Source organism: Odoribacter sp. (assembly GCF_985060555.1).
Window position 1 is genome coordinate 1 of record NZ_CFKYFN010000114.1, and the last position, 15,237, is coordinate 15,237.

General features: G+C 41.8%; 12 protein-coding genes and 1 CRISPR repeat array. Of the genes, 1 reads left to right on the plus strand and 11 read right to left on the minus strand.

From position 1 onward, the window contains the following. Nucleotides 1-24 precede the first annotated feature (24 nt). A CRISPR array of direct repeats spans nucleotides 25-448; the repeat unit is 30 nt; unit sequence GTTTCAATTCTACCTTAGTTCAATTAAAAG. A 218-nt stretch (nucleotides 449-666) separates the two neighbouring features. The 11 genes from cas2 to AC5RDS_RS16290 all read right to left on the minus strand — a co-directional run bounded on the left by cas2 (nucleotide 667) and on the right by AC5RDS_RS16290 (nucleotide 13,704). Further along, nucleotides 667-927: a CRISPR-associated endonuclease Cas2 gene (cas2, locus tag AC5RDS_RS16240; protein ID WP_013611552.1), complete on the minus strand. Its 261-nt coding sequence runs from the start codon at nucleotides 925-927 to the stop codon at nucleotides 667-669. After that, on the minus strand, nucleotides 927-1,931 hold the full coding sequence (gene cas1b, locus AC5RDS_RS16245; RefSeq protein WP_013611553.1) for a type I-B CRISPR-associated endonuclease Cas1b: 1,005 nt from the start codon (nucleotides 1,929-1,931) through the stop codon (nucleotides 927-929). Before cas1b ends, cas2 begins: the two co-directional genes overlap by 1 nt. 41 nt (nucleotides 1,932-1,972) lie before the next feature. Continuing rightward, nucleotides 1,973-2,485, minus strand: a complete 513-nt coding sequence (gene cas4 / locus AC5RDS_RS16250) for a CRISPR-associated protein Cas4 (protein ID WP_013611554.1) — start codon at nucleotides 2,483-2,485, stop codon at nucleotides 1,973-1,975. Further along, nucleotides 2,482-5,205 carry a CRISPR-associated helicase/endonuclease Cas3 gene (locus AC5RDS_RS16255; RefSeq protein ID WP_041556492.1) on the minus strand — a complete coding sequence of 908 codons (2,724 nt, stop codon included), beginning with the start codon at nucleotides 5,203-5,205 and terminating at the stop codon, nucleotides 2,482-2,484. Before AC5RDS_RS16255 ends, cas4 begins: the two co-directional genes overlap by 4 nt. Before the next feature lie 2 nt (nucleotides 5,206-5,207). Continuing rightward, nucleotides 5,208-5,987, minus strand: a complete 780-nt coding sequence (gene cas5b / locus AC5RDS_RS16260; protein WP_013611556.1) for a type I-B CRISPR-associated protein Cas5b — start codon at nucleotides 5,985-5,987, stop codon at nucleotides 5,208-5,210. Beyond that, nucleotides 5,984-6,922 carry a type I CRISPR-associated protein Cas7 gene (locus AC5RDS_RS16265; RefSeq protein ID WP_013611557.1) on the minus strand — a complete coding sequence of 313 codons (939 nt, stop codon included), beginning with the start codon at nucleotides 6,920-6,922 and terminating at the stop codon, nucleotides 5,984-5,986. Before AC5RDS_RS16265 ends, cas5b begins: the two co-directional genes overlap by 4 nt. Before the next feature lie 16 nt (nucleotides 6,923-6,938). Continuing rightward, nucleotides 6,939-8,759, minus strand: coding sequence for a hypothetical protein (locus AC5RDS_RS16270; RefSeq protein WP_197699709.1), 1,821 nt, complete (start codon nucleotides 8,757-8,759; stop codon nucleotides 6,939-6,941). 242 nt (nucleotides 8,760-9,001) lie between these two features. Next, nucleotides 9,002-9,772 (minus strand): CRISPR-associated endoribonuclease Cas6, encoded by a 771-nt coding sequence (gene cas6 / locus AC5RDS_RS16275; RefSeq protein WP_013611559.1) that lies wholly within the window; start codon nucleotides 9,770-9,772, stop codon nucleotides 9,002-9,004. Nucleotides 9,773-10,446: 674 nt separating this feature from the next. Next, nucleotides 10,447-11,706 (minus strand): metal-dependent hydrolase family protein, encoded by a 1,260-nt coding sequence (locus tag AC5RDS_RS16280; RefSeq protein ID WP_041557234.1) that lies wholly within the window; start codon nucleotides 11,704-11,706, stop codon nucleotides 10,447-10,449. Between the two features lie 92 nt (nucleotides 11,707-11,798). Further along, complete coding sequence (locus AC5RDS_RS16285) at nucleotides 11,799-12,098, minus strand: ribose-5-phosphate isomerase A (protein WP_140398583.1); 300 nt, start codon at nucleotides 12,096-12,098, stop codon at nucleotides 11,799-11,801. A gap of 778 nt (nucleotides 12,099-12,876) precedes the next feature. Next, nucleotides 12,877-13,704 carry a PepSY-like domain-containing protein gene (locus tag AC5RDS_RS16290; protein ID WP_013611562.1) on the minus strand — a complete coding sequence of 276 codons (828 nt, stop codon included), beginning with the start codon at nucleotides 13,702-13,704 and terminating at the stop codon, nucleotides 12,877-12,879. A 139-nt stretch (nucleotides 13,705-13,843) separates the two neighbouring features. Here AC5RDS_RS16290 and AC5RDS_RS16295 point away from each other — a divergent pair, with 139 nt between their 5' ends. Next, nucleotides 13,844-15,217, plus strand: a complete 1,374-nt coding sequence (locus AC5RDS_RS16295; protein WP_013611563.1) for an FAD-dependent oxidoreductase — start codon at nucleotides 13,844-13,846, stop codon at nucleotides 15,215-15,217. Nucleotides 15,218-15,237: the final 20 nt, after the last annotated feature.

The window sequence follows — 15,237 nt, forward strand, 5'->3', positions numbered from 1 at the left end:
AAGAGTTGCCTGAAGATTCTGTCAGTTTCACTTCTACCTTAGTTCACTTAAAAGCTCCTGTTTATTCGTTGAATTATGGTTTCTTTAAAGGTTTCAATTCTACCTTAGTTCAATTAAAAGTACATTCGAAGGTGAAGCATCGGCATTTGAATGATAGTTTCAATTCTACCTTAGTTCAATTAAAAGCAACAATATTGTAAAAACATTACAAGTTTTAAACACGTTTCAATTCTACCTTAGTTCAATTAAAAGTGAAGAAAGTAGGAAAGGAGACTTTTCTAAACTCCTGTTTCAATTCTACCTTAGTTCAATTAAAAGCAGGCAGTGAAAGAGCTGTCTGAAGATTCTATTAGTTTCAATTCTACCTTAGTTCAATTAAAAGCTTAGGCCCCTCTGCTGCGGCTAAGTTTATAGAATCGTTTCAATTCTACCTTAGTTCAATTAAAAGCCGTTAAAAACGCCAACAAATATACTTCAAAATCAATGATTTATCATCCATTTATTCTCATTTTTTACAAACATTTGCAGTCGACCTTCAATTCTTAAATTTACCCTGACCTTCGACAACAACTTTTAAATTATTCATTTTCAACATGTCAAAGAACTATTATTCCATTTCTATTGTAATTACTCTCTCAACCCCCAATCATTTTTTTAAGGTCGACGCTATAAAAAATTAGAAACGCTGGCTTTTTCATCTCCTATAATCTCTTTTTCCAGCCATTTTTCGTCCCGGCTTTTAAAGAAAATCAAACTATCCTTTTCATCCATAAGATTCCGGGCTTCCGATGTTAATTGCTTCAACTGTACTTCTGAAATCTCCCCTTCAAATACACTGTTTTGTATCCATGAAAGGTAACGCCGGCACAATTTCAACATTTTAGCCGTCCGCTTCTGATCGACATCATATACTAAAATGACATACATTACCACCACATTTTCAAAGGTTTATATTCTTCCATCCCCAATAAATGCTTGGTCAGTTTATAACATTCTAATTTAATCAAATGCCTGTAACTGACACTTCTTCCCAACTTCCGGTGTTTTATCGTCTCTTTCGTCCTCTCTTCCCATTCCTGGGCTACTTTTTTCATAGAAGATTGCTTTAGCAGACATCGATTTAAGTGTTGATCGAAATCCGATTCCCTTAACTGTTTACGGTTAAACATGGAGAAAATCAATCGGTCCGCCAATATGGGTTTAAAGATTTCTGCCATATCCAGAGCCAGAGAATAACGCCTTTCCCCCGGCTCATGCAGAAAGCTGATCGTCGGATTCAATTGGGTATGATAAATGGCATCCAGACATAACGAATAACACATACTGTTAGCAAAAGAAATCATCGCATTCACCTCATTGGAAGGTGGCATCTTTGTCCGGTTTCCCATGGAAAAACCATCGATAATCGTATCAAATGCCTCATAATAGGTTTGACGGATATTCCCCTCGATTCCCATCAACATCGGAATATCGGTTGCAGTAGCAATCAATGGAATATAGGCTTCTATCCGTTCAATCTGTTGCCTGGTATCTTTTCCCCGATTCGTATAATATCTCAGATTCTTCAACATGTTAAACGCTGCCCCATCGATAAAACTTCGGGCAATTGCCATCCGTTTTTCCTGCCGGATATGGTGCTTCATCTGGGCAATCTGCATCTTGCCGGATAACAGGTAATCTTTAGGCATAAACGAACCGGTATAATGTTCATAATAATCGAAAAAATGAACCGCCACCTGATGCTTACCCAGAAAATTGTACATCATACTATTGGTATCCAAACTACCGAATACAAAGAGATTATCTACGGTTTCAATAGGAATGTAACGGGGTTGCCCTTCCTGTCCCTCTTCGTCTACCGGAGTAAATTTCAGCGTATTATCCTTCCGGCTCAACCGCCCGGGATTAAATAAATAGTACGTCCTTTTCATAAAACAATTTTAAGTCCATTAAAAAACATTTATTCCCTGTTTCATTCCCCTTCTCCGGAATAACAAAATTCATAATATGAACAGGCTCCGCATTTTCCTTTGGATAAAGCAGGCGGACATGCCTCCTCCCCGATCAGCTGTCGGATCTCCACCTCCATCTGACGCAATATTTCCCGGTCCCCCTCTTCCAACTCCACCCGCATCGTCTCCCTCAGTAAAGGGTATTCCAACATCCCCACCACATCGGCTATTCCTTCCCGTTCAAACAAAAGCAAATAATATTTCACCTGCCAGATATACGCCTCCTCTTTCGATGTAGATTTTTTGATTTCATGAATCACCTTCTCTTTCGGATCATAAAAATCAATCACAGAACCACCGATTCTCACTTCTTCATATCTGGCTGCCCGGTTCGGATACGAAGTCTCATGTACCAGCTTTCCTTCCGTGACTACATCCGAGGTATGTTCCATCCGGATACCATTGGCATGTAACCACGTTTCCCGTTTACACACCTGATAAAGATTAATCAAAGTTCCTGTCACATTTATCATATAAAAGTTATATCTTTCAATGCTCTGTTATTCAATCCCATTTTATAGTCGTACAATTTTCCGTTCACCCCCTCATCTTCCCAATGGGATAAATAAAAATACCCCAACTTTTCTTCCCCCGTCCCCCCTTTCAACTCCTGCAATTCTTTCGAATAACCAACCAAAGAAAAAGTAAAACACGACAATATCCGCTGCATGATTTTAAAACCGACCTTTTCTTCCAGATCAAATTTTGCAGGATGATCACGATATACGAGACGTTCGTACACCTCCCACACTTCCTTTCCATCCAACAGTCCCTCACAAGGCACAACCCCAAAATCTTCCAGAAATTGAAGTTCCCGGTCAGAAAACAGACGCTCTTTAACACCTTCTGTCATCGAATCCACTTCTACCGGCAACGGTATAGGGACAAAAACAGTTTCATTCTGCTGCTCGATTACCTGAAAATTACGATCTACCTGTTGAAAATCCAACCCTTCGACAAATCTCAAAAATCCCGAACGGAAATTCTGCACATAAGTCTGTTCGTTCATCCAATTTATCTTCTCAAAAACCAATTCATACAAACATCCGAAATCTTTTTCACGAAGAATACGTTCATATTCACCGACAGAAATTTGTTCCCGGACCATCTGATATCTTTTATCTTTTCCATACAAGACACTTGCATTATCCAGTCGGAACAAATAGACTTCACAGCCCACTTTACAGGCATTCCGGTTTACCCTCCCGGCCAACTGTTCATCACTGTCGATCAAGGATATATTTTTAAATCCTAAATCCATATCGATATCGACCCCAGCTTCAACAACCTGTGTCGTGATTAGCAATATATTTTTCTTCCGGCTGAGCGGATTTTTCAGCTCATTGATAATTTCCCGCCTCCGGGGTTCCAGAATTGTCCCGGAGAGAAGGAATACCTCGTCAAAAAAGGGCTCCTTTTCTTGTATGAAAGCATAAAATTCCGCGGCAGATTTTTTAGTGATAAACTCTATTATGGTATGAACCGTCCCGTTCTTCCCCGGTTTATCCCGATATTCCACTGATTTCCCAAGAACAAAATCCGCTAAATCGTTCATATCGATCTCTTCCTGGAACAACTCAAACCTGAACTCCACTCTCCCGGCAAAATTTGGATTCTGCATATAAGATTTTGCCTGAGGCAACAAATCCACAAATCCGGTTCTTTCCTTCAAAGGAATTCTCAGTTTACCGATCTTAGGTAAAGTCGCGGACATCAGAATAAAACGAACCTGAAAAAAGCGGGCATAATGTTCAATCAAATAATACATTTTATCCCACAAAAGCGGATTATAGGTCTGCAATTCATCGATAACCACCACCGCATTCGCCAGGCGGTGGAGTAAATAATTCGCTTCCTTCCGGTTTGTTTTCAACATATCGAAGAACTTCACATGCGACATAACGCACACAGGAAAAAGGGCAAACAAACGATCGATATAATCCTGCTTTTTATCCGCATACAGTCCATCCTCTCTTTCCTCCGTTTTTTCATTAAATCCGGCTTTGGAATGTAACTCCGCCAGTTCCGTAGAAGTCAAGCCCAAAGCATTTTTCAGTGTCTGATTTGTCTGGGTAATCAGAGTCGTATAGGGAAATACATAAAATACTTTCTGAATCTCAGGATGGACGGCCATTAATTCAGTCACCGCCAGCATGGATAAATTTGTCTTTCCCCCTCCCGTCGGAGCCTCAATATAAAACAAACGATCATCAGAATGTTCACGAACGGTCCGGATGACTTCCACAGCCATTCCGGTTCGCAGCCGATTCAAGTGATCACCGGATTTTTCCTGCGGATACTCAAAAACAAATTTATCCAATTGTTCATATATCCCCCGGTTATGCTTGTAATTTCGCAGATGCCCGATCATTTCCTCTACCCGGTGACGGTCTTCAAAAATTCCGGCCTCTTTCACCTGTCTCCCAGTCATATATGCATGAGTCGCCAGATAATCGGCAGCCGTCAGAACAGAAGAATTCAATTTAATCAGCGCATACAAAGCAAAAGAAGCTTCCCGTTGCGCATCCGTTTCCTTTCGGATAGCAACAATATGCTCGAATACAGCTTCGACACAAGTAAAATCCCCTTCATATCCCCAAACCGTCAGATAAGTATGCAATTCTTCATATCCCCCGGCAAATGAATTAAAAAACTCCTCCTCATCGGCACATCCCAAACCGCCGCTATGATGCTGCCGGATAACATAGGCAAAGAAAAAAGCATAGACAAACAGCATCTTTTTTTCTTCCTCCGTCAGGCACGGATCTTGCCACACACGGTCCAATTCAAAAGCCAGAAACAGCCAGGCGCTCAAAAACGAATGTCCATAGGCAGGTACCAATATTTCCGTCTTCCGATGTTTAAACAACCGATTCAACATCCTGGAATATTGAAAATTATCGTTTACCTTACCTGTATCATGAAAAACAAACACCGCCATAAACATCCGTTTCAACTCTTCCTGCACATTCTCCGAGTATTTTCCGGCAATCCCCGGAATCAAACGATCGACGACCTTCTCCAAACCGTGCTTGCCGATCAGCCAACAAGCCCTTTCAACCACTTTGGCCGTATGTTCCTGCAAAGATTCGGCAGATTTTCCGGGACAAATATGTGCCAGATAAGAATCATTTTTCAACCTGCCGAACAATAACTCCATCTGGCCCTGAATTATTTCTTTACAGTCTTTCATATTCAAAACAATTGAACAATCTTTCCTTCCTCTTCCAGCTGATACAAATTTACCATCTGCGTGGCAGCCTGTAAGGTCCAATCCGTAAAAGCGAAGTCGGCCAATTCATATTGCATCAGAACCGGATGAAAACCAACAGGCAAACGTTCGAAATACACAAAACTACCTCGATTCACTATGCCTTTCAGCGAAAACGAAAAACTGGCCTTTACCTGCTGTCCTTTCAATACTCCTTCTTTGATAAACAAGGATGAAACCCGGAAATCAGTTTCCGGTACAAAAGTTTTAAAAGCATATTCCCGGAACGAATCTCCGAACCAGGCCGGATATTCATTTTTACCCAAATAGGGAATATACTCGGCCCATCCTTCCCGGATATACTCGTACAACTTCCGGTGATCCGGATGCTCTTCCGACAACAAAAGATAGCAGCGATAGGCCGGACGAATCAGCATACTCTCTTCAACCAGCAGGTTACCATCCTGATTAGCATATCCGACCGTATTCGTATACTTGACTATCGTTTTCTGAAAATTCCCTTTCTCATGTCTCCCCTCCAAAGGTTCTATTCCCACCGGGAGGGCAGCCAACCGCTGGTAATATTCCGGCCATTCTCCTTTTTTCCGATAACCCCGCAAACCGATAATAGCCCCCAATATGCCTAACAGGGCGGGCTTATGTAACATATTATAGGTCAGCAACACCCCATCATTGTAATCGGGCTTTTTGAAGAAACCGAAATCAGCCTGTATATCAAATGAAATCAGTCGTTGATTATTCATAACCCGTTCAATTCAAGTTCGACCGTTCCTTCCGGCAGATGAATCACTTTTGTAATTCCCTTATTGTAAAACAATTCAATTTTTGAGATCTCATTTTTGATTTTTTCTTTGGACAATAAGGTACTCACTTTCGCAAAATCAATTTCCCGTTCTGCATTTACCTCTATCAAATCCACGAAAGAGGGTAATACCAGCTTCGACTCTTCTTTCAATTCCACCCACAACAAGGCCTCATTCTCCGTTCCTGCCTTGGAAGAGGAATCATAATATGTCACTCCGCAACGTAAAGCTTCTTTCAATTTGGCAATATCCTCCCCCGTTAATCTTCCATTATCGACAAATTCAGTCAGTTCGTCTAAATTACCGGGATTGACTGAAAAATGATGTACGTAATGGCCTTCCTGTAATTTAAATTGGGTTCCTAAAGTCGTTTGCATCGAATCCGTACTATTATCATTGGAGTTCCGGAAAGGCGAAGCAATCTGCTCTGAATAGATAATCCCTTCCACATATCGGTTCACCCCATGCGTCGGTTGTACAACACCATGAATAGACAAATTGGCCGTTTTACTGGCAAAAGTTCCGCCAAATAACCGTACATCCAGACAGCTCAACAAATTTCCCAGAATCACTTTACGCGCCTTGACCGCCTCTTTCTTATCCGCTTTCGGATAATCGCCGAAGAAACGGGCATAATTCTGGTCTAAATCCCGGGGCTGCATATCTCCATTCAGGCTTTTAAAATAAAATACCTTGTCTTCCGGATAATTTTTATCTATATAATTCCGAACGGTATATTTCAATGCTTTATCTGTTGCATATACCGACCCATCGGGCAAAGTACGGGGCTGATGTGAAAAGTCCGCATTATAATTGGAATTGACAGATTTGATTACCACACAACCAAACACTCTGTTTTTAAATGTATTACTCATAATGTTTTATTTTAAGTTAGTTTTCTTCATTTGTTTCTTCTGATTTATTAACGCTAAAAAGCAGATTATCCGAAAAAATCCCGGCCAGCATCATGGGCAGGTAGTCCCGCATATTCGCTTGGGTCTGATAGGCCATAACCGATGCAAACGGATGACGGAAATTGCCTGAAAAATTCTCATGCTTATAGGTATCGAAAAGCCGGGCAATCGCTTTATTCAATTCAGAGGCGTGCACCTGCTGCAAAAAAGGCTCCAGCCGTTTATAACTTTTGTCTGCCGTCTTACTCTTATGTAATAAATAGTAAATCACCTGTCCGGCTGCAAAAGCATATTGTTCGTCGTTTTCCAATATAGCCTCACCTTGCGATAAGGCAACCATAAACACTCTCTGTTCTTCCAATTTACTTGCCATAGTATCTGTATTTTTAAATTGTAAATCAAAACGTTCAGCCAAACTGAACCAAATGTTCATTTTAGACAAAATCCCCCAGCGTTGGGTATGCTGGTTTCCTTTTAATTCATCCAAACGGATATCCTCCAAAATACCGGTCAATAAAATATGATCGAACATAGGACGGGTAACAGCCTGTAATCTGGATTTATAGATATAATCATAAAAAGCTTGCCGATACTTCAATACCAATAAATAGTTATTTTCCGATTTACAGTATTTCGGTTCTAATTCATCGAAATATTTACGTTGTGTATCTCCGGCTTTCGTTCGTGTAATCAACGAGTTATTAAATATTTCGCGTAACACTTTTTCCTCCAACTCAAATACATGGCTTATTTTCTCCGTAAAACCGATCTGAAAATGATCTTTTACCATCCAACCTTCTTTATCCCCACTCTGCAAACGATAGCGGAAACGGGAAACAAAATCGAAATCACAAACCGTATCGCCATAGTAATACAATAAATAATAATCACCGATATCGTCCTGATGATTTTTATAAAGCTCCCGTATGATCTCCTGATAACCGATCCTCTTGCCATCCGCCAAATACCGGGAGAAAACCGCAAGCATTTCGGTCTGCAACTCTTCCCGGTAAACAAACAACGGCAAAGGACGGGGTAAAACATTCCGGCGCATGATTTCCTGAAAATCATGGAGATTTCCAGCCATCTCTCCGGTAATCCGCCCGGCAATATCGAAAACAGCCGACTGATGGGATAAAAAAGGCTTTTTAGTTGGAAATCCATTCAGGAAATCGCTGGTCCCATAGAGTTGATTTTCTACCGAAATATTGTATTCATTGGTATTGAATAATTTGTCCGACAAATATTTTTCATGAACCCGGCGATATTTTTCCATCTCCTCCTCCAAATAAAGAATAATGTACTCCTTATCCTTGACTTCATCAACCTCTGACTGAAAACAGGCAAATAAAGCATTCAGTTTCTCTTTGGAGTTGATAAAATGCTGAAAAACCCTTATTCTTTCTTTCTCGCTATCCTCTTCGACGTAGGATAAAGCATTAGCAAAATAAGTATCGATACGGTCGTAGATTTTAGTCTTATCTTTCGCATATTTTCCTCCTCCTTCCAGAGATTCCCGTTTCAAGGCAATGCAATAAGGAGAACAGGAATGCAGCCCCTTAGCCGGAAGATCGAAACATTTATTGGTATTCACACACCATCCCACCTGAGCCAGCTCAGCACAATGCTGTAAAAAAGGATAATCGAATTCTGTCGCTTTCCGGGTCAGACAAACCCGGCAGACAGACTGTTCGTCCATAAAATGAGTTCCCTCCTTTTCCTGGATTTTCAGCAAAACATGCAGTCCTTCTTTAGGCTTCAGCCCCGCCTGCTTTAACTCAGCAGGCAAACTATTCATAAAGTTATTAATTTCCTGAAGCATATTATTGTTTTATTTTCATTCTGTAAAAATCTACTTAGGTCAATTAAAATAAGTACCTACGGTATCCCGATGGACATCGGCGGGTTATTTCAATTCTATCCCACTACTATTACAAATTCACCCAAAACAACCTGGATACCCAAACAAGGAGTTAAAAGTTTTGTTTTCCCGTTTACAACAGAATAAAAACTCAAACACCACACACACTAAACTTATTATCACTGTTTCAACACTTCCACACAACCGAATCCCTGGCTGTTCAATCGTCCGAAACCACCTTCGTAACCCAGACGCAATAATTCCGGCTGTCCTTCCAGCTCAAAGCGGAAAGTATATCCTTTCATTCTGGTTTCCTCCGGAGTACCTACCTTCAGCACAATTGTTTTAGGCTTGGGCTCAGACAACAAATGCAAGCGGGTCAGAGGCCAGGACGGATCGGGTTCCTGTCCATAAAACACCCTGTATTTATCCAGCAGATTCAAATGCAACAATTCTGCAAACTTCGGATTCCCCGGTGAAAGATGTATCGCTTTCCGGGTTTCCGGTAATTGCTCTTCAATAAACATAGGCGATAGAGTTTTAAAAAACATCCGGGAAGTGAATTCCGGCTCAGCCTGCCGCTCTAAGTTAAAGACTTCAAAGCGGACCCTCGATTTCCGGTCACCAACCTCCAATTGCCTGTTCTTAAACAGACCCATTACAAAAGCATCAATTGCTTCTATCGGATAGAACGACACAATCAACTGGGCCGTATCCGCCAAAACAAAAATCCGATCCCCCTCGATTCTGAAACACGGAAAATAGAAATTCGAAAAGGTAAATAATTTAAATGCTTTCTTTTCCTTACAATATCCTTTATCATGTAGCCAGGCAGTAAAAACCGGATTACCTTCATTCAATACCTTGTACAAACAACTTGACAATTCATACATATAATTACAAGGTAAAACGGTTCCTTCCACAATTTTAAGTACCAATTTCAAACGCATAATAATAATTTATATTTATGCCTTAAATATAATAAATAATTGCAGTAACAAACAACTATATCGAACAAAAATTATCAGAAAATGTATTCGAATCCTCATTTGTGACAGACATGTATAACCGGAATACCGGACTCTTTCACTACGATCTTCATGCTGTCGTAAATCAGAATCTGGTACTGATAACTCCATACGTTTTTTCATTAACTGCAAGGTTAGATTGAATGTCTGAAGACCACAAAGGATCATCCCCAAAACATGATAGAGTTGTAGACTTATACTTCCAGACTCTGTACATAGAAAACATATCGCACGCCCCCTCTTTTCCGGAGTGGAAATACATACCGTTCGCCCCAAAGGGCGGGAATATTCAATCCCGTACAAGTAAATTTCGGTTCCCTTACCGTTGCCAGTCTGTTCTTGCGTTATCCCCTAACATAAATCCAATTTTATGCCCCCCAATTATATCTTCTCTACAAGATAATTTCTTTCTGCCTTCATATCCTGAAATCTAGAAGACAAAACTACCCGGATACCCCGATTATCTGTATCGTCTACACACATAAATCTCCCGGTTATCGATTAACCACTGCTCTGTTTTTTCCAAATATACAAAGCAGTGTTTAATCGATAACCGGGGAAAAATCCCGGTCTAAAAGGCTCTGGGGTAGCGGATATTATAAATCGTTTTTATATATTTTGCCGTCTTTCATGATCAACAGCATATTCTTGCCAGGATCGGTCAGCACTTTTATATCTTCGAGTGCATTTCCATCCACCACAATCAGATCGGCCAGAGCCCCCTCTTCGATCACCCCCAGTTTACCGGGATAAGGATTACGGCGGCCGGACAGAGCCAACAGTTCGGCATTATCGTGAGTGATCATCTTCAGGATTTCAAAGTTGGAAAACCAGCGGGTCATCTTTTCGATATTCAGGTTTTGATTCCGTGCATTGGCCGGACTGAAAAGCAAGTCGGTACCCCATGCCAGCTTCACCCCGTATTTCTTCGCCAGCTGATAGGCCCGGTCGGTGCCTTGTACCACCAGTTCGTGTTTCGCCTGCTGTACAGGATTGGTATAATGATTATTTCCTTCTCCGATAAAGGGTTGCATCGACAACCACACGCCTTTCTCTGCAATCAGTTTCATCGTCGGTTCATCGATCAGTTGACCGTGTTCGATACTTTTCACCCCAGCCCGGATAGCCCGGCGGATCGCCTCCGGCACATAGACATGCACCATCACATAAGTACCCGCATCCTCGGCGGCCATTACCGCCGCATGCAGTTCATCTTCGAAATACTGCACATCTTCCAGCTGGTCATACAACGAAGAGACCCCTCCGCCTGCCATCAGCTTGATCTGACTCGCACCCAGACGCAGGTTATTCCGCGAAGCGACGATCACGGCATCCACCCCGTCGGCGATGATAGCAGCCCCGATTTTCTCGGTATGAGTCAGGCCGCAACAATCGAAAGGCTCAGGGATATCGTATACCATACGAAAATCGGCATGTCCGCCTGTTTCGGAAATAATCGCCCCACTAGGATAAATACGCGGTCCCGGCAGTGTTCCCTCATCGATCGCCCTTTTCAGTCCGAATACCGGTCCCCCCGCATCCCGGATCGTCGTAAAACCCCGCAAAAGAGTCTTCCCGGCTTCCTCTCCGGCTCTCAGCTGTGTATAAGAAGCATGAGCGGTCAACAAATCGACCATCGTATTAGCAGCCAGATAAGCATGCCAATGTGCATCGATCAATCCGGGCATCAGAAATTTTCCCCGCCCATCGATCACTTCTACTTCTGCTCCGGCAACAATCGGTTCGGCCGATACTTTCCGGATCGCATTGTCCTCGATCCATACATTTCCCGTGACGGTCTTTTCACTTTTCCCGTCGAAAATCACGACATTTTGAATCAGAATTCCCTTTCCCATAGTCAGTAACGGCAATAAAGCCCATAAAATAAATACGTACAACTTCAACATAATCCAATATACAAGTTTACAAATGAACGATCTCATCGAATTTATTGTACGTAATCATCCCAGAAAAGTTTATTTCCACCTACTCTCACCCAGTAACTACCACTTCGGGCCGATATCCCCCCACTCTCCACGACACCGGTGATCTTTTTCCGATGCGGGACCGATGTCCCGGAAACGAACATCCAGAACCAGATTATGTTTTCTGTCACCACCGGTCCGTCTTTCCCTTTTGCCAGCCGGAGCATAATTTCCGTAGCCCCTAATTTTCTTATTTCCTGCTCGACCCAGAGCAACAGGAAATACCTCCACCGGTACAGGAAAATTTGTTCCCAACCGTCCAATCAACCTAGTGTTGTCGACAATAATAAATACAAAAAATATCATTAACAAACTCAGATAAATTAAATAGAAACAAAAATAGAGCGGCCGGCTTTCAAAAAGCCTTTCAAGAGAAAATAATTGAAATCAACAAATTTATTTGGCGAATAATAAAAAATAAACTATTTTTGTCATCGCTATCAAGTACTGTTTCAAACAGTTCCTTGCAATAAAAAATGGACGTTTAAATAGTTAGATGTAAAAAGGGATAGGTCACAAAACCAAAATACTTTATTGACTGAATAAGAGTTACTTAATAATGTTAAAAAAAAGGAAATATTTGTTTGTTTTGAGAAGAAAATAAACGTCGATTAAATTAGCCGGTAACGGACTTTTCGATAAATAAATTTCCTCAAAAAGTAACTTTTTCCATTTTTCTACATCATTAGTATTCAAGATCTTTGAATGTTTTGGACGTAAAAGATTCTTCCGGTGACGTCGCCGGGAATTGACCAGATATAAGAGAAACAGGCTGCATAAAAAGACAGGGTCCCGCGGAATTATCTTCTAATCAGGTGAAATCGATTCATACACTCTTTATGATATTTCACACGATAAATTCTACTTATGCATTTCTTACATACATACACACATACACACACACATGCGTAAAGCGGGACCCTTATTCCAATTAAATTCAGAGTTATAAAGTCTGTAAAGTTTATATAGTCATCGGATTCTTCGGACTTCATAAACTTTACAGACTTTATAAATTAACCTTCATCGTCCCGATAAATCGGATCACTGTAGGATATTTCCGGTAGGATCGATAGACAGATGTACTTCAGAATTTCCTTGTTCCAGATCGAAATAGTAATACGAATTGTTCGGCGTCTCATAAAAATGAATATCGTCGATGCGGTATTTTCCAAAATTCGAATGCCGGAAAGTTTCCATTACTACCGAAGGAACTTCGGCCTTGCTCACTTCCCAGGAAGTCGACAACCAATCGTTTCCCTGAAAAATCAATTCTTTAGCTTTTCCTCCATCCAGGATGTCCACTTCCAATTTACCTTTTTCATTATCCATTTCAATGATGGTAGCATCCGGATATTTTTGTTTGATCCAAATCTGGATATCCGAAGCGACAGGCATATAAGAACTCCGTTTCTCTTTAGACACTTCATTCACGGTTTTGATCAGATTGCCGTTACCGACATAATACAGGTCGGTATCCAATCCTTCTTTTTCGAGTTCGATGATATACACTGCTTCCATTCCAGCCCGTTCGATCTTGTCGATATCGTCTTTTTTCCAGGTACTGTAAACACTTTTCTCGAATTGTTCGCGGATGGCCTGTGGCAGGGAACTATACCTCAGATTACTTTCCGTCATCACCCATTTACCGGTTCCGTCGAACCAAGCCTCGTGTTCGATACCGTCTTCCCGGAATTCTGCGACATAATACCCCTGCTTTTGTTCCCACTCTACTTTATCGGACTGAGGATACTTGTTATTAAATGCCGCAACGATTTTCGCATCGGGACGATACTGGTTTTGTTGTTTACAACCGGCTATTGCAAAGCCACTGATGAATAACAAAATAAAAAGAATCAATCTGGTTTTCATATTTTTCATTTTTATGTGATCGTTTGTCTGCTGTATACGATAATCGCGGAAGGGATGTTCTAAGGAGTAATCAAACAATTCACCTTTGATTTTCGTAAGTAGTGGAGATTTCTGTAAATTTTAATCAATCACCCATTTTATGGAACATTTTGACGCAATCATTATCGGATTTGGAAAAGGGGGTAAACTACTGGCTGCTGATTTAGCTAACCGGGGACAGCAAGTAGCCATAATCGAACGTTCGGCTGCGATGTACGGAGGCTCCTGCATCAATATCGCCTGTATTCCGACCAAAGCATTGATCCATCAGGCCCAAATGATAAAGGAACTGAATCTGGCTTCTTTTGAAGAAAAGGCAGCAGCTTATCGGAAAGCTATCATAAAGAAAAACGAAATTACCACCGCTTTACGAAAATTAAATTTCGACCGGCTCAACGACCATCCGAATATAACGGTATATACAGGAGTCGCCTCATTCCGCTCATCCCGTAAAATAGAGGTGACCACCGAAACAGACCGTCTGGAGATCGAGGGGAAACGGATCTTTATCGATACCGGAGCTCTTCCGGTGATCCCGCCGATATCAGGTATCCGGGAAAGCCGACGGGTATATACCAGTACCTCACTCCTGGAACTGGACCTGCTACCGGAAACCCTGGTCATCATCGGAGGAGGATACATCGGGTTGGAATTCGCTTCTATGTTTGCGGCTTTCGGAAGTAAGGTAATCGTATTGGAAAACACAACGGAATTTTTATCCCGCGAAGACAGAACCATTGCCGAAGCTGTACGGAAAGTAATGGAAAACCAAGGAATAGAATTTCATTTCAGTATAGAAATGCAATCGATCCAGGATACCGACGAAGAGACCGTAGTGACCTATCGGGATACGACCGATAAAACCGAACACAGCCTCTTTGCCAACGCTGTTCTGGTAGCGACAGGCCGTCAGCCCAACACCGAAAGCCTCGATCCGGGAGTGGCCGGAATACATTTAAACGAACATGGAGCGATCATCGTAAACGAATATCTGCAAACAACCGCATCGGATATCTGGGCGTTGGGAGATGTCAGCGGAGGGAAACAATTCACCTATATTTCCCAGGACGATTACAGGATTATCCGGGATCAACTGTTCGGTAAAGGCAGCCGGACCATTGTCGACCGGGAACCTGTCGTATATACGGTATTTATCGATCCACCTCTATCCCGCATCGGTTTGACAGAACAAGAAGCCATCGCCAAAGGATACGAAGTGATGACCAAAACCATTCCGGTCGAGGCCATCCCCCGAGCGCGGGTATCAGGTAATACCAACGGGGTATTGAAATCTGTCGTAAATGCCAAAAACGGAAAAATTCTGGGATGTACCCTGTTTTGTATCGATTCGGGCGAAGTGATCAACAATGTGGCCCTGGTCATGAAAGCCGGACTAGACTATTCGTCGCTCCGGGATCAGATCTATACGCATCCTTCTATGAGTGAGGCCTTGAACGATCTTTTCAGCTTTTAACCCGCAAAGGGGCTTTGGTA